Genomic DNA, 15,327 nt, shown 5'->3' on the forward strand with positions numbered 1-15,327 from the left:
AGAAAGAAGGAGACCGTCATGACGGAGTACGACATCGATGCCCTGCAGGTTCTGCCGGAGGAGGTCCGCACCGAGGACGCCCGCGGTGAGGAGCACGCCGCCGCGCTGATCACCGCCTGTCGCTGGCTCACCAGCGGCTGCTGACCGACCACCGTCCCCCGGGCGGCACACTTCGCGTGGCCGCCCGGGGGACAGGGGGGCACCGGCTTCCGGCCGGCGCCCCCTGCCACCTGGCGGGGTCGGGCCGGGGGGACCGCCTCCGCCAGGGGCCGGTGTTTCTCGGCGGTCGGAAGGCTTCTACGCGGGCGGCGGGGTCAGCACCACGAAGTCGGCGTTCGACGGGTCGAGGCAGACGGCCAGCCGGCCGACGCCCTCGGCGTCCTCCGGGCCCATCTGCACGCTGCCGCCGTTCGCGGTGACCGCGGCGACCGTGGCGTCGCAGTCCGGGACGTTGAAGACCGGGTGCCAGTACGGCCGCCCGTTCGTCAGGGTGAGGTTCTCCCGCGTGAGCTCCATCAGGCCGCCGTGCATGCGCTCCTCGGGGAGTCCGGCGGGGGTGATGAGGGAGTACGTGCCGGCGCCGCCCGGCAGCTCCATGTCGCCGAACCGCCAGCCGAGGACACCGCCGTAGAACTCCTTCGCGGCCGCGGCGTCGGTCGTGTACAGCTCCGTCCAGGACAGCGAGCCCGCCTCGTCCACCAGGTCGACGCCCTTGTTCGTGCCGGGCTGCCAGACGGCGAACTGGCCCCCGAGCGGGTCGCTGTACTGGGCCATCCGGCCCCACTCGTCGAGGTCCCTCGGTGCGACCCGCACCGTGCCGCCGGCCTTCTCGACCGCCTGGGTCGTGGCGTCCGCGTCGGCGACGCTGTAGTAGATCATCCAGGCCGGGCGGGCACCCTCCTCGGTGAGCTTGCCGAGGCCGGCGACGGCCTTGCCGTCCTTCCGGAACATCCCGCCCTCCATGTCCTCCCCCTCGCCCATGGACTCGTACTCCCATCCGAGTACGGCCCCGTAGAAGGCGGCGGCGGCAGGGACGTCGGGAGCGCCGAGATCGAGCCAGCAGGGGGAGCCGGGGACGAAGTCAGTGGTGATCATGGTCATTGCCTTTCGCGGATCGAGTACGACTCAGCCTGGCACCGGCCACCGGCGCCCGCCTGTCGATCGACCGCTCGCCGCGGCGCACCCGGGCCGCTCACTCGACTTGATAGGCAAGTGAATGCTTGCCTATCCTGGAGTCGTGGCCGACGACCTCTTCAAAGCCCTGGCCGACCCCACCCGCCGCACGATCCTCGACGAGCTCTCGGAGAAGTCCGGGCAGACGCTGTTCGAGATCTGCGCGCGGCTGAGCATGAAGCACCAGCTCGGCATCTCGCGCCAGGGGGTCTCCCAGCACCTCGCCGTACTGGAGGCCGCCGGGCTCGTCGAGACCAGGCGTGAGGGCCGCTACAAGTTCCACGACCTGAACACGGCGCCGCTGCTGCGGATCGTCGAGCGATGGCTCGTGACCGACACATCCGGACCGGAGGAGAGCACCCCGTGAAGATCCATCTGACCAGCGTCTTCGTCGACGACCAGGCCAAGGCCGAGCGCTTCTACACCGAGATCCTCGGCTTCGTGAAGAAGTACGACGTCCCGATCGGCGAGAAGGACCGGTGGCTGACCGTCGTCTCGCCCGACGAGCTCGGCGGCACCCAGCTCCTCCTGGAGCCCGCCGGCCACCCGGCGGTCAAGCCCTACCGTGACGCGCTCGCCCAGGACGGCATCCCGCTCGCCCAGTTCGCCGTCGAGGACGTGCGGGCGGAGTACGACCGTCTGCGCGGCCTCGGCGTCCACTTCACCCAGGAACCCCTGGAGATGGGCCCCGTCACCACCGCCGTCTTCGACGACACCTGCGGCAACCTGATCCAGATCGCGACGCAGCCCCGGTAGGGCTCGGTCACGGCGCCCCCACGGCCGGGCCCACCGCCCGTCGCCGTGCGCGGAGCGTCAGCGCGGCGCGATCGCCGCCTCCGCCGCCCCCTTGATCCGGGCGCCGAAGTCGGGGGCGTCCTTGCGGGCGGCGGCGAGGGCCAGGCCCACGAGGAGCTTGCCCAGCCCGTGGCCCTCCAGCACGTTGAAGATACGGACCCGGGTCCGGCCCTCCGTCAGCGCCTCCAGGTCGTAGCCGCCTTCGCTCGCCGTCACGCTGTTCTTCGTGACCTCGGCCCACCGGATCCGCACCGGAGCTTCGAGCGCGGTGACGCGGAACTCCCTCGCGGTCTTCATCCCGGCGTCCTTCACGGTGCTCCGGAAGACGGTGCCCACCGCCGTGGGGGAGTCGGGGATCCGCTCGATCCTCAGCACCCGCGGGCTGAACTCCGGATCGTTGTGTCCGTCGGCGAGGAACGCGAAGACGTCGTCGATGGGCCGATCGACGTCGACCGTCGCTTCGAACTGTCCCGGCATGAGATACCCCTGTTCGATGGCCTGCCGTAGTGGCATCGTGACCCTATGCGACCGGCGGTCGGTGCGCGCGGTGAGCGGGCGTGGCGGAGAAGCCGATCCGCCGGGGAATGGCAGGGCCCGCGACGGCTCGCGTTCACCGGCGCGACACTCCGGCCCCCCGTAATGCAGGAGTTGTATGGACAACAGTTGTTCATACAGCTTGGCCTCGCCCCTTCCCCTCATGGAGTACGCGTGACCTCCGCTGCCCGCGCCGCGATCCTCGTCGGTGCCCTCGGCCTGACCGCTCTGACCCTCACCGCCTGTGGCGCCGCCCCCACGAAGGGCGCCGCCGGTGCCGCCGGCGAGAGCCTCGCCACCTCGGCCTCCGCCGCCGACGCCGGCGGCATGGACGCCCTGGTCGCCGCCGCGAAGAAGGAGGGCACGCTCAACGCGATCGCCATCCCCCGGGACTGGGCGAACTACGGCGCGATCATCGACGGCTTCACCGCCGAGTACGGCATCAAGGTGAACGTCGAGAACCCCGACGGCTCCAGCCAGGACGAGATCAACGCGGTGAAGTCCCGCAAGGGACAGGACCGCGCGCCCGACGTGCTCGACCTCGGCGCCTCCTTCGCCCAGGCGGCGGGCGAACAGGGCCTGACCGCCCCCTACAAGGTCGCCTCCTTCGACAGCATCCCCGAGACGCAGCGCGACGCGGAGGGCCGCTGGTTCAACGACTACGGCGGCTACGTCTCCATCGGCTGCGACGCCAAGCGGGTCAAGGTCTGCCCGCAGACCTTCGCCGATCTGCTCAAGCCCGAGTACAAGGGCCAGGTCGCCCTCAACGGCAACCCGACCAAGTCGGGTTCCGCCTTCGGCGGCGTGTACGCGGCGGCGCTGGCCAACGGCGGCTCCTTCGACGACATCGAGCCGGGCATCGACTTCTTCGGCAAGCTGAAGAAGAACGGCAACTACAACCCCGTCGAGTCGACCCCCGCCACGGTCGAGAAGGGCGAGACGCCCATCTCCATCGACTGGGACTACCTGAACGCCGGTTACGCCGAGCAGTTCGCGTCCAAGGGCGTCGACTGGAAGGTCGCCGTGCCCACGGACGGCGTCTACGCCCAGTTCTACTCGCAGGCCATCAACAAGGACGCCCCGCACCCGGCCGCCGCGCGGCTGTGGCAGGAGTACCTGTACAGCGCCGAGGGCCAGAACCTGTGGCTCAAGGGGTACGCACGCCCCGTGCTGATGCCGGCCATGGAGGCCGACGGCACCCTCGACAAGGCAGCCGCCGCCGCCCTGCCGAAGGTCGCCGGCACCCCGAAGTTCCCCACCGAGCAGCAGACGTCCAAGGCCAAGGAGACCCTGTCGCAGGGCTGGGCCGCGGCCGTCTCCGGGTGACCCGTCGATGACTCCGCACTCCTCCACGACCCCGTCCGGGGCCGCCCGCGCGTCGACCGCGCGGGTGGCCCCGGCGGGCCCCGGCCCCGACTCCGGCCCCGGCCCCGACTCCGGCCCCGACTCCGGCCCCGACTCCGGCCCCGACTCCGGCCCCGGCCCCGACTCCGGCCCCGGCCCCGACTCCGGCCCGGGAACGAATCCGCCGACCGCCGCCGCCGCCACCGCCACCGCCACATCCCCCACCACCCCCATGGCCGCCCCAGCCGCCGGTTCCCCCATGACCGACGGCTCCCCGGCGGCCGAAGGTCCCGCCTCCCGAGCGCGCCGGCCCCGGCGTAGCCCGCGTCCGGGTGGCCGGCTCGCCGCCCTGCCCCTCTTCCTCCTCGTCGGCATCGCCTTCGGGCTGCCCGCGCTCGCCATGGCCGACGGCGCCTTCACCGTCGCCGACGGCGGGTACGGCCTCGACAACCTCACCCGGTCGGTCGACGGCGCCTACCGCACCGCTCTGTTCGGCAGCATCGAGCTGTCCGCGCTCACCGCCGCGGTCGGCACCCTCTTCGGGCTGCTCCTCGCCCAGGCCGTGGTCTCCTCGCGAGGCCGGGCCCTGCGCGAGGCCGTGCTCACCGCCTCCGGTGTACTCGCCAACTTCGGCGGCGTACCCCTCGCCTTCGCGTTCGTCGCGACCCTCGGCAACGCGGGCGTCCTCACCACGAGCCTGGACCTCGGCGACCACGGCTGGTCGCTGTACGGCTTCTGGGGCCTCGCCCTCACCTATCTGTACTTCCTGGTGCCGCTGATGGTGCTGACCGTGGCGCCCGCGCTCGACGGACTGCGCGTCCAGTGGCGGGAGGCCGCCCGCGACTGCGGCGCCTCGGCGTGGCAGTACTGGCGCCACGTCGGCCTGCCGGTGCTGCTGCCGTCCCTCCTCGGCGGGTTCGTGCTGCTCTTCGGCAGCGCGTTCGCCGCGTACGCGACGGCCGCCGCGATGGTCGGCAGCTCCGTACCGCTGGTGACGCTCCAGATCGCGGACGCGCTCTCCGGGAACGTCCTGGTCGGCCAGGAGAACGTGGCCCTCGCGCTCAGCCTCGACATGGTCCTGGTCGCGGCGCTCGTCATGGCCGTCCACCTTCCCCTCCAGCGAAGGAGCACCCGATGGCTCGCCTAGGACGTGTGTCGAAAGTCCCGCCTGCCCGGCGGCGCCCGGCACGCGCCCTAGGACGCCCCCTCGTCCTCCTCCTCGCCGGGGTCTACTTCCTGGTGCCGCTGCTCGCCTCCGCCGTGTTCACCGTGGACATCCCCGGGCAGGGGCTGACCCTCTCCTCGTACACCCGGATCTTCACGGCGCCCGGCTTCACCGGCAGCCTGCTGCTGTCACTGGGGCTGGCGGCCGCCGCCGTCGCCCTCGTCCTGCTGGTCACCGTCCCGGCGGCGGTCGCGGCACGGCTCTCGGCGCCCCGGCTGCGCCCGGTCCTCGAGGTGGTGTGCACGCTGCCGCTGGTCGTGCCGCCGGTCGCGCTGACCGCCGGGCTCGGCACCGTCCTGCGCTGGGGTCCGGAGAAGCTGTCCACGACCCCGCTCTACCAGACCTTCGTCGCCGTCCAGAACCCGGACTTCCCCGTCGTCCTCGTCCTCGCGTACGCGGTGATGGCGCTGCCCTTCGTCTACAGGGCGCTCGACGCGGGGCTGCGATCCGTCGACGTCCGCACGCTCGTGGAGGCCGCGCGGGACTGCGGGGCCTCCTGGCCGCGGGCGCTCGTCTCGGCCGTGCTGCCCAATCTGCGGGGCGCGCTCCTGAACGCCTCGTTCCTGACGCTCGCGCTGGTGCTCGGCGAGTTCACGGTCGCCTCGCTGCTCGGCTTCCAGCCCTTCGCGGTGTGGATCGTGCAGGCGTCCGGCTCGGACGCCCGGCTCTCGGTGGCCGTGTCGCTCCTGAGCCTGCTGCTGACCTGGGTGCTGCTGCTCGCCCTGACCACCGTGGGCAACCGCCGCCGCGCACCACGCTCCTCCCGTACGTCCGAAGCCCCCGCGGCTTCCCGAGGAAAGACCTCCCGATGACCGTGACCGTGACCGTGACCGCGCCCGACCAGCCGGTGCGCACCGGCGCCGCCCTCCGGATCCGTGGCCTGCGCCGGACCTTCGGCTCCGCCGTCGCACTCGACGGCCTCGACCTCGACGTCGCCCCCGGCGAACTCCTCGCGCTGCTCGGCCCGTCCGGCTGCGGCAAGACGACCGCGCTGCGCGTGCTCGCCGGATTCGAGCGGCCCGACGAGGGCCGGGTGCTGCTCGACGGCGAGGACATCGTGCCGGTGCCCGCCGACCGCCGCGACACGGCGATGGTCTTCCAGTCGTACAGCCTCTTCCCGCACCTCACGGCCGCCGACAACGTGGCCTTCGGTCTCCGGATGCGCAAGGTGCGCACCGCCGAACGACGGGCGCGCGCCGGCGAGTTGCTCGAACTCGTCGGCCTGTCCGGCCACGGAGACCGCTTCCCGCACCAGCTCTCCGGCGGCCAGCAGCAGCGCGTCGCGCTCGCCCGCGCCCTCGCCCTCCGCCCCCGGCTCCTCCTGCTCGACGAGCCGCTCTCGGCGCTCGACGCGCGGGTACGGTTGACACTGCGGGAGGAGATCCGCCGACTCCAGCTGGAGCTGGGCATCACCACCGTCTTCGTCACCCACGACCAGGAGGAGGCGCTGTCGATGGCCGACCGGGTCGCGGTCATGAACGGCGGCCGGCTGGAGCAGTGCGCCTCGCCGACCGAGCTGTACGAGCGACCCGCCACCGGCTTCGTCGCGGAGTTCATCGGCACCATGAACCGGGTCCCGGGCCGGGCCGGGGGCGACGGCCTCGTGGAGGTCCTCGGGGTACGGCTGCCGGTCGAGGGGCCCGGCGGGACGGGGAACGTCCAGGTGCTCCTGCGGCCGGAGGCCCTGGAGGTGACGGCCGGCGGCACCGCCCGCGTCACCCGCACCGCGTTCCACGGTGCCACGACCCGGCTGCGGATCACCCTGCCGGACGGAACGGACGTCACGGCGGACGTCCCCACGCACGGGGCGGCCGAGCTGACCGCCGGCGCGGCCGTCTCCGTACGCCCGCGGCAGCGGCCCGCGCTCCTCGCCGCCTGGGACGGTGCCGCGTGACGGGACTGCAGGCCGTCCTCTTCGACATGGACGGAACGCTCGTCGACACCGAGGGCGTCTGGCTGGACGTGGTGGAGGCCGCGGCCGCGCGCCGGGACCGCTCCCTGGACGCCGAGCGCCGTACGGCGGTGACCGGGCGCTCGGTGGAGGACGCCGCCGCCCTGCTCCAGACCTTTCTGGCCGCGCCGGCGGCGGAGCTCGCCGCCGAGCTGGGCTCGGACTTCGCCGCGCGGCTCGCCGTGGCGGTGGAGCCCCGGCCGGGCGCGCTGCGGCTGCTTGCCGCGCTGCGCGCGTGCCGGGTGCCGACGGCGCTCGTGTCGGCCTCGCCGAGGGCGGTCGTCACCCAGGTCGCCGGCACGCTGGACGGGCACCGCTTCGACGCGCTGTTCGGCGCCGAGGACACCGTACGCACGAAGCCGGAGCCCGATCCGTACCTCGCGGCGGCGGTCGCGCTCGGCGTCGAACCGGCGCGGTGCGTGGCCGTCGAGGACAGCCCTACGGGGGTCGCGTCGGCGGTCGCCGCGGGCTGCCGGGTGCTCGCCGTGCCGTCGACGGAGCCGCTGACGGAGTTCGCGGACACCGAAGGCGTCACGCTCGCGGTCTCGTTGGCCGAGGTGGACCCCGACCTGCTGATCTCCCTGGTCAGTTGAGTTCGGGACGTGACAGGGTGGGCGTGTGAGTGAGGGACGGGGCAGGACGCCGCTGTATCTGAAGGTCGCCGCCGATCTGCGGACCGCCATCTCGGCGGGCGAGTACGGCTCGGGGGCGAAACTGCCCGCCGAGGACGAACTGGCCCGCAGCTACGGCGTGTCCAGGGGCACGGTCCGCCAGGCGCTGGCGGCGCTGCGGACCGACGGGCTGATCACCTCCCGGCGCGGCTCGCGCAGGGTGGTGCTCGGCGGCCCCCGGCTGCACAGCTTCGGCGAGCTGCGCTCGTTCACCCGCTGGGCCCGCTCGCTCGGCGAGGAGCCCGGGGGCCGGATCGTGGCCGTCGACCGGGTCCCGGCGGACGCGGAGGAGGCCGAGAAGCTGCGCGTCGCGGAAGGCGCGCCGGTCTACCGGGTACGGCGGCTGCGGACGCTCGCGGGCGCACCGGTGATGGTGGAGCGTACGACCTATCCGGAGCGGATCGGGGAGCTGGTGGCCGGGATGCCGCTGGACGCGGTCTCGCACTCGGAGCAACTGGAGCTGCACGGTGTGCTGTTCGCCGACGCCCGGCACACCATCGACCTCGTGCCGGCCGACGCCGACGACGCCGAACTGCTCGGCTGCCGGGTCGGGGACTCGCTGCTGCGGGAGCGGCGGCACTCCACCGATCCGACGGGGGCCCCGGTGGAGTGGTCGCAGGACCGCTATCTGCCGGGGACGGTGGCCTTCACGATGCAGAGTTCGACGGCGACGAGCGCGCTGGGTCGCCGACTCGGCTCGTGAACCCGCTTCCGGGCCGACGTCGTACGGCCTGAACCCGGCTCCCAGGAGCCCGGGTTCAGGCCGTACACGGACCCACGCGCGCCCTCGGGCGACCCTCCTGGCCTACGGGCGGAGCAGCCCGGCCAGCAGGGGGCGGAAGTGCGCGAAGTCGGGGGTGTCCATGTCCGGGTCCTTCGCCTGCTCGTCCCAGCGGCGTACGGCGACGGCGTCGGCGGCTGCCGGGTGCGCCTCGAAGGCGCGTACCTGCTCCTCGCCCATCGGCCCGCCCTGGACGGCGAGGGTGTGCACGGAGGCCTCGGAGAGCAGGGCGAAGTAGCCCGGTTCGACGGCGCAGAGGTAGCGCTTGGCGGCCACGTGCAGCCTGACGGGCTCGGTGACTTCGGGGCCGAACCACTGCCCGAGCCAGTCGGCTCCCGTGTGGCTGTGCCGGTTGTCGGTGCCGTTCTCCATCAGGTCGCGGCCGGTGACCGCGCCCCGGAAGTGGCCGACGTCGTGCAGGAGCGCGGCGGCGACCAGGTGCGGCGGGGCGCCCGCGGCCTCGGCGAGGGCGCCGGCCTGGAGCATGTGCTCGGCCTGGGTGACGGCCTCGCCGAGGTATTCGGCGCTGCCCTCGCCCTCGAAGAGCCCGGCGAGGGTGTCGAGCGGGCTCACGTCGTGCCGGTTCACCGCAGGCTCGTTCACGTCGTGCCGGTTCACGGCAGGCTCGTTCACGTCATGCTCGTTCACTTCGCGCTCGTTCACTTCGCGCTCGCCTCCCGGCGGAGTACGGCGAGGGTGGAGGTGAGACCGTCGATGTCGGCGTAGGCGCCCTGGAGATGGCGGTCACCGGACTCGGCGAAGGCCGTACGGGCGTGCAGCAGCCGGGTGTTGTCGAAGATCAGGCAGTCGCCGGGGGCGAGCCGGAAGTCGAGCCGGAGTTCGGGGCGGAGCAGGAGTTCGGCGAAGCGCCGGTAGGCGGCGTAGAAGGCGTCGAGGAGGCCGGCGGGCAGCCGCAGCGTGCCGATGGAGCGGTTGTTGAAGCGGATCTCGCGGAGCCGGCCGGCCGGGTCGGTGCCGATCAGCGGCCGGTGGGCGCGGAGTTCGGTGTGCTCGTCGGCGAAGACGAAGGGCACCGGGACACGCGTGAGGATCTCGTACGCCTCCGGGCTCTCGGCGCGCAGCAGGGCCGCGGCGTGGAAGCCGTCGACGAGTCCCGAGTCGCCGCCCCGGGCCGCGTTGGTCAGACAGTGGAGCAGCTGGAGGGTGGGGACGGGGTCGCGGTAGGGGTTGTCGGTGTGCGGGGTGATGCGGGCGCCCGTGAAGGCGAGGTTGTTGGGGCCGGCCTCGACACGTACCTCGAAGAGCTCGCCGTAGTTGGTCTCCCGCACGTAGCCGAAGGTCCGTGCCACGTCCAGGACGTGGCGGTCGCGGACGGGGACGCCGCGCAGCAGGACGAAACCGAGGCGCAGCACGGAGTCGAGCGCGGCGGCGCGGACCGCCGGGTCGGTGGTGTAGGCGCTCCAGTCGGCCTCGGGGAGACCGCCGGCGAAGCGGTCCGGGGCCCACAGCTCCTTGTCGTCCTCGGTGCGGCCGTCGCCGGGTGCGGCGGGCGCGCCGGGGAGGTGGGCGCCCAGCCAGGCCTCGGGGTAGACGGAGCGGTGCCCGTCGGGGGCCCAGACGACCTCGCGGGCGGGGGCTCCGTCGGGGGTGCGGGCGTCGTGGACGGCGCCGACGGCGAGCGCGCCGGGGAGTTCGGTGATCTGGAACAGCTTCTGGCCGTTGCGGGGGTCGCGGCAGTCCGCGCAGGGGCAGTTGTCGCGCAGCCAGACGGGTGGGGCGGAGGCGAGTGACACCACGGAGATCTCCAAGTTGTACAGACAACTTTCGTTCGGGCGCGAGCCTCGCAGCCACGGGTGGCCGAGGGGTTACGGCGGGATGGCCGGCGCCGCGGAATCGCCCCGGCGCCCGGACCTCAGCGCGCCCCGGGACGGGGGCACCCCGGCAGTGCCGGGCGGTCCTTCGTGCGTACGGCGGGCAGCCAGGCCGAGGGGGGCGTCGATCCGTGCGGGAGTCGGACGCGGAACCAGCGGGTCGACCGGAGGTCCTCCTCGTCGACGATGGGCTGCCCGTCGGGCAGCTGGCAGTCCGCGGTGAGGACGTCGCCGTGCCACACCCGCGTCGGAACGACGTTGTCCGCGGTGTACGGCCGCCGGGGGTCGATCGCCAGCCCCAGACTGCACTGCCGGTCCCGGTCGGCCCGGTCCTGACAGCCCCGCTCCGCGTTGAAGACCCTGAGCGCCCCCGCCGCCCCACCCCCGGACGGGCCCTCCCGCACCGTGTCCGACCACACGGCCGCGCCCACCGTCCCGCACAGCGCGGCGGCCAGGACGACGGCGCGGGCCGCCCGGCTCCGCAGCCGCCCCGCCCAGGTCCGGCTCGACCGCCGATGGGCGGCGATACGGGCGAGCAGGCTCTCCGCCGTGTGCGGGGCGCGCGCCGCGTGGGTCGGGGCCAGGCAGTCGGCCGCCAGCGCACGCCAGAACGGCGGCACCGCGTTGTCCATCCGCAGCGGCGCCCGCCCCTCGCCGTACTCCTGCACGGCGGCGCCCCGCGCCACGGGCGTCGCACCGGAGAACGGGGACGTCCCGGACGCGAACACCTCGTGGATGACGATGCCCAGGGCCCAGATGTCGGCACTCGGCCGGACCTGCACACCGAACTCCCCGAGCGGCGCCCGCCAGCGCTCGGGCGGGAGGTAGTCCAGGGTGCCGAGGGGAGGCGCGTACCCGTGCGTCCCGGTCAGCTCGGTGGCGAGGCCGAAGTCCGAGAGCTTCACGGAGCCGTCCGTGCCCAGCAGGACGTTCTCCGGCTTCAGATCGGCGTGCACCCAGCCCGACCGGTGGAGATGGGCGAGACCCTCGCAGATTCCCGCGATCAGCCTGCCGCGACCGGCCTCCGGCACCCCCGCGTCGAGGAGCTCCCGCAGACTGCCCGCGGCCCGCTCCATGACCAGCACGATCGCACCGTCGATCGCGGGCCGGTCCGGCGCCGCGAGGACGAAGGACTCCAGGGGGCCGATCAGCCGGGGATGCCCTGCACGGCGCCCGAGTTCGACCTCGCGGCGGGCGGATTCCACGATCCTGCGCGCCTGGCGCGGCGCGAGCCCGGCGGTCGGCATGACCTTGAGCGCGACCTCGGCCGGGGGTGTAGGGCGGCTGCCCGTCGGGTCGGCCGTGGGGTCCGGGGGGCCGCTCACGAGGTCCGAGGGACGGCCCTCCGGGGCCCCGGCGGGCCGGTCGCGTTGTCCGTCGGCCGGCCGTGCCGCGTAGACCGTGGACCAGCCTCCGGCCCCGACGAGCTCGGTGACCACCCAGCCGCCCGCCCGGAAGCCGGGCGGCAACAGGTCCGTACGGTCGTCGTCCGTGGAGCCGCCGAGGCCGTGCACGGCCGTCATCGCGCCGTCTGCCGCTCCCGCCCGCCGCCCCCGGCCAGGGGCGGCAGCAGCGCCAGGTGCTCCTCCCGTACGAGCCCGAACCGCAGCGCGAGCCCGACGATCTCCTCCCGCTTGCCGTTCCGGCGGTCGCCCTTGCCGGGGTCGTGGGTGTCGGGGACGGCGATGCGCAGCTTCTCCTCGGCCAGGTAGTCGATGTGCGAGCTGATCGCCCGCGCGGTCGGCGTGCCGCAGGTGGCGTGCCCCCTGAGCCGCTCGACGATCTGGGGAGTGGTGGGGACCGCCACCCGGGACTGGTCCCGCAGGCGCGGTTCGCAGAGCGCGACGAGGACGAGGAAGTACGTGGCGGTCTCGTCCAGGGAGTACGCGGTGACCGTGCGGCTCCCCCAGGGGACGCCCATGGCCTCCGGGTCCAGGTACACGTGGTCCGGCGCGAACACCTGGAAGGAGACGGGGACATCGCCCCGCGTGGGCAGCACCACGCGCGAGAACTCGAACGGGACGGGCGCCCCCACCCGGCGCGGCGGAACCCGCAGGTACTCACCCGCGCCCTCGGGGTTCTCGACCAGATAGCTGTGGGTGGTGCTGTGGTTCGTCAGCTGCCAGTGGTCGTCGGTCACACGGATCTCACCGGCGAGCCGGGAGATCGCCGCGTCGGCGAGACGGAGCTCGACCGGGGTCGACGCGGAGCCCCGTCCGAAGCGGGCCACCTCACCGGGGCCGAGCCGTAACGTCACCGCGTCACCGCACGGTTCGACCCCGTCGACGCCACCGCTTCCCTGCGGCAGATACACGACTACACCGCTCACCGATCCCCCCGATCCGCACGTCCCGGTAGTCGGACGAGCGGAACGATACTCAGCTCTCGCGGGAGTTCACCGGTGCGCTTCGGCCACTTCGGCCGGGACCGGGCGACACGGCGGGCGGCCGGACCCGAGCGGCGCGAGGCCGCTCCGCCGACGGCCCGGCGGGGAGGACCGGCCAACTGACCACCGGGCTTTCGCACGCTGTGACACGCGACACCTCATCTCTCGGGCAGCGAAGGCGATTTGGTGTCGTTTTCGGGCTCCGGCCGAGCCGGCCGGCCGGGGAAACCGTGCCGGGGCGGCAGACCGGGGCCGGCGGCCGGGGTGCGGGACCGCCGCTCCCGGACCGGGCGCCCTCGACTCGTCCCGCCCCCTGCAAGGTGGGGAAAGTCACCGCTAGGGGAGGAGGCGGAGGGCGGTACGGGAGGTTCGCCACGCTACGGAGCCGCCCGATCGCTCCTCCACTTGGCGAAATCCGCACTCCACGCGCGCACTCGGTACTCCGCGCTCCGCGCACCGCGCACGCCGCAAACGTACGCGAAGGGTCCCGCGCGCCGACCCACCGAGGCGGCGGAACGGCCTCGGCGCCGATGGCCCGGCCGGAGTCCAGGAAGGGGAGCACGCCCGCCCCCGCGGCACCCCGCAACAGGTTCCGTCTGCTGATCGGAAGCATGAGTCTCTCCAGGGAGCGCGGGGCCGGCCGCGCGTATGGGGCGCGGCCGGCCACGGGTCGTGTGTGGGGGCGGACCGGGCCGGGTCGTGTGGGGTGGTCGGGGCCGGGTCAGTTGAGGCCGGGTCCCGCGGTGTCGTTGACCCAGGCCCATTCGGACCAGGTGGAGAAGCCGGTCTGCCATCGGTGGAAGGTGCCGGTGGGGTTGGTGCCGAAGACCTCGATGCGTCCGTCGGCGTTGGTGGCGGCGGCGACCTCCGTGCCACCGCCGCCGAACGCGGCCCATTCGCCGTAGGGCGCGTTGGGGCCGTTCTGCCAGGCGTGCATCGCCGTACTGCCGTTCATGGCGAAGACCTCGACACGCCCGTCGGGTGTGCGTTCGCTGGTGAGCTGGGAGTCGGCGGGGCCGCCGGTGGGTTCCCACGCGGACCAGCCGCCGGGGCCGGTCTGGTACTTGTGGAAGACGCCGACCGGTCCGGAGGCGAAGACTTCGAGCCGTCCGTCGGCGTTGTGGTCGACGGTGAGGTCGTGGCCTCCGCCGCGGAGATCGTCACCTCGCCGTCGCCCACCGCGTAGATCGGCGTACCGACGTTGTTGGCGATGTCGACGCCGTTGTGGCCGCTGTGGAAGTGCTGGGACACGAATCCGGCGGCCGGGCACGCCACGGCGGAGCCGGCGGTCCGGGCGGCGGCCGGGGTCGTGGCCACCAGCGCCGGCAGGAGGGCGGCCGTCGCTGCGAGAACACAGCTCAGGGCACGCCGGGAGAGTCCGAGGAGCAGGGAGGTTCCTCCCCTTGGTCCTGTAGGGGTGAGGGGGATGGGCGTACGGGACCGGGCGCCCCGGTCACGCCTTGCGCAGGCGGCCGATGACGCCGTCGATGTCGCGCTGCAGCATGTCGTGCCGGATGAAGTGGCCGCCCGGCAGCTCGTGCCACTCGTGCGGGATCCCCGCGTTGCCGAGGAGGGAGCGGAACTCCCGCTGCCCCGCGAGCACCTGGGACTCGTTGGCCGTGTCGAACCAGTTGATCGGGTCGGGGCTGGTGCCGGCGACCAGGAAGACCCGCTTGTGGCGGTAGCTCTCGATCCGCTGCACAGGGTTGTCGGCGCTCACCCGGGCCTCGTCCCAGAGCGGAGCCCCGTAGATCGTGCCGCCGTTAAGGTCCAGGGCCGCCGCGGAGGCGTTGGCCCAGTGACCCACGAGTCCACCGTCCCGGCGCAGGCTCGCCGGGCCGGAGTGGGCGCTCACCGAGGCGAAGTGGCCGTAGTACTTGGCGGCGTACTTCAGGGCGCCGAAACCGCCCATCGAGAAGCCCGACACCGCGCGGCCGTCGTACTCGGCGTAGGTGCGGAAGTTCGCGTCGATCCACGGGATCAGCTGCGCGATGTGGAAGTGCTCCCAGTTGCGCGGGCCGACGTTGGAGCTGACGGGGTTGGAGTACCAGCCCGCGTGGCCGCCGTCCGGCATCACGACGATGAGTGGCTTGCCCGCGGTCCAGTCGCGGATCCGCTCGCGGTCGAACGTGATGAAGTCCTGGTCCGTGCCGCCTCCGTGGAGGAGGTAGAGCACGGGGTACCGGCGGCCGCTCCAGTGGTAGTCGTCGGGGAGGAGCACGTTCACGGCGGGGTTCCAGCCGATCGCGCTGGTCTGGAACCGGTAGTACCACATGCGGTGGTCGGCCTCGCCGCGCTCCACGATGTGCAGGCCGTAGCCGTCGCCGACGGCGGCGGCGGGCGCCGCCGCGGCGAGGACGCCCGCGCCGCCGACGGCCATCGCGGCCGAGAGGCCTCCGGCGGTCCTGAGGATGTTCCTGCGGGTGGGGTGCTGCGCGCTCAACGTGACCTCCAGGTGGGAAACGTGACGATGTGTCGGGTCGTGCGAACGGGCGGTCTGGAAGGTAGCAACGGGGCGGGGGAGCGGAGACCCCGGAAGGTTCCGGACTGACAGGCGGGAGAGCGTCGGCTAGGGCGTGTGTCGAAAGTCCCGCCTGCCCGGCGGCGCCCGGCACGCACGCTCGCCGCGTTGTCG

General features: G+C 73.4%; 16 protein-coding genes and 1 pseudogene. 9 read left to right on the forward strand and 8 right to left on the reverse strand.

Translation table 11 applies throughout. From position 1 onward, the window contains the following. Positions 1-18 precede the first annotated feature (18 nt). The gene (locus OG361_RS33570; protein WP_255325155.1) at positions 19-144 is read left to right on the forward strand and encodes a hypothetical protein; all 126 of its coding nucleotides are present in this window, start codon (positions 19-21) and stop codon (positions 142-144) included. A 153-nt stretch (positions 145-297) separates the two neighbouring features. Here the strand turns inward: OG361_RS33570 and OG361_RS33575 are convergent, their stop codons facing one another. Continuing rightward, positions 298-1,095 carry a VOC family protein gene (locus OG361_RS33575; RefSeq protein ID WP_405859549.1) on the reverse strand — a complete coding sequence of 266 codons (798 nt, stop codon included), beginning with the start codon at positions 1,093-1,095 and terminating at the stop codon, positions 298-300. A 142-nt stretch (positions 1,096-1,237) separates the two neighbouring features. Here OG361_RS33575 and OG361_RS33580 point away from each other — a divergent pair, with 142 nt between their 5' ends. Continuing rightward, a complete protein-coding gene (locus OG361_RS33580) occupies positions 1,238-1,540 on the forward strand; it encodes an ArsR/SmtB family transcription factor (RefSeq protein WP_384564503.1) in 303 nt (100 codons plus the stop codon). Next, positions 1,537-1,929 (forward strand): VOC family protein, encoded by a 393-nt coding sequence (locus OG361_RS33585; protein WP_384564506.1) that lies wholly within the window; start codon positions 1,537-1,539, stop codon positions 1,927-1,929. The genes OG361_RS33580 and OG361_RS33585 overlap by 4 nt, the downstream gene beginning before the upstream one ends. Before the next feature lie 57 nt (positions 1,930-1,986). Here OG361_RS33585 and OG361_RS33590 read toward each other — a convergent pair whose 3' ends face one another. Then, positions 1,987-2,445: an SRPBCC family protein gene (locus OG361_RS33590; protein ID WP_405859552.1), complete on the reverse strand. Its 459-nt coding sequence runs from the start codon at positions 2,443-2,445 to the stop codon at positions 1,987-1,989. 162 nt (positions 2,446-2,607) lie between these two features. Between OG361_RS33590 and OG361_RS33595 the strand changes: the two genes are divergently transcribed. From OG361_RS33595 to OG361_RS33620, 6 genes are all read left to right on the forward strand, one after another. Then, positions 2,608-3,828, forward strand: a complete 1,221-nt coding sequence (locus OG361_RS33595; protein ID WP_405859554.1) for an ABC transporter substrate-binding protein — start codon at positions 2,608-2,610, stop codon at positions 3,826-3,828. A gap of 277 nt (positions 3,829-4,105) precedes the next feature. After that, positions 4,106-4,993 (forward strand): ABC transporter permease, encoded by an 888-nt coding sequence (locus OG361_RS33600; RefSeq protein WP_405862588.1) that lies wholly within the window; start codon positions 4,106-4,108, stop codon positions 4,991-4,993. Continuing rightward, complete coding sequence (locus OG361_RS33605) at positions 4,981-5,883, forward strand: ABC transporter permease (protein ID WP_405859556.1); 903 nt, start codon at positions 4,981-4,983, stop codon at positions 5,881-5,883. Before OG361_RS33600 ends, OG361_RS33605 begins: the two co-directional genes overlap by 13 nt. Then, complete coding sequence (locus OG361_RS33610; RefSeq protein ID WP_405859558.1) at positions 5,880-6,965, forward strand: ABC transporter ATP-binding protein; 1,086 nt, start codon at positions 5,880-5,882, stop codon at positions 6,963-6,965. The genes OG361_RS33605 and OG361_RS33610 overlap by 4 nt, the downstream gene beginning before the upstream one ends. Next, positions 6,962-7,615 (forward strand): HAD family hydrolase, encoded by a 654-nt coding sequence (locus tag OG361_RS33615; protein ID WP_405859560.1) that lies wholly within the window; start codon positions 6,962-6,964, stop codon positions 7,613-7,615. Before OG361_RS33610 ends, OG361_RS33615 begins: the two co-directional genes overlap by 4 nt. 25 nt (positions 7,616-7,640) lie before the next feature. Beyond that, the gene (locus OG361_RS33620; RefSeq protein WP_405859562.1) at positions 7,641-8,396 is read left to right on the forward strand and encodes a GntR family transcriptional regulator; all 756 of its coding nucleotides are present in this window, start codon (positions 7,641-7,643) and stop codon (positions 8,394-8,396) included. Between the two features lie 102 nt (positions 8,397-8,498). Here the strand turns inward: OG361_RS33620 and OG361_RS33625 are convergent, their stop codons facing one another. The 6 genes and pseudogenes from OG361_RS33625 to OG361_RS33650 form a co-directional block, all read right to left on the reverse strand. Then, positions 8,499-9,107: a phosphonate degradation HD-domain oxygenase gene (locus OG361_RS33625; protein ID WP_405859564.1), complete on the reverse strand. Its 609-nt coding sequence runs from the start codon at positions 9,105-9,107 to the stop codon at positions 8,499-8,501. Positions 9,108-9,133: 26 nt separating this feature from the next. Next, complete coding sequence (locus tag OG361_RS33630; protein ID WP_405859566.1) at positions 9,134-10,231, reverse strand: TauD/TfdA family dioxygenase; 1,098 nt, start codon at positions 10,229-10,231, stop codon at positions 9,134-9,136. A gap of 116 nt (positions 10,232-10,347) precedes the next feature. Beyond that, positions 10,348-11,829 (reverse strand): serine/threonine-protein kinase, encoded by a 1,482-nt coding sequence (locus OG361_RS33635; RefSeq protein ID WP_405859568.1) that lies wholly within the window; start codon positions 11,827-11,829, stop codon positions 10,348-10,350. Continuing rightward, entirely contained in the window at positions 11,826-12,635 is an 810-nt protein-coding gene (locus tag OG361_RS33640; RefSeq protein WP_405859570.1) for a serine/threonine protein kinase, read from the reverse strand. Before OG361_RS33640 ends, OG361_RS33635 begins: the two co-directional genes overlap by 4 nt. 778 nt (positions 12,636-13,413) lie before the next feature. Next, positions 13,414-13,842: pseudogene (locus OG361_RS33645) on the reverse strand (M23 family peptidase); the annotation flags it as partial. A gap of 303 nt (positions 13,843-14,145) precedes the next feature. Then, positions 14,146-15,135, reverse strand: coding sequence for an alpha/beta hydrolase (locus tag OG361_RS33650; RefSeq protein WP_405859572.1), 990 nt, complete (start codon positions 15,133-15,135; stop codon positions 14,146-14,148). Positions 15,136-15,327 lie beyond the last annotated feature (192 nt).

This window comes from Streptomyces sp. NBC_00090, from assembly GCF_045160815.1.
Lineage (GTDB): Bacteria > Actinomycetota > Actinomycetes > Streptomycetales > Streptomycetaceae > Streptomyces.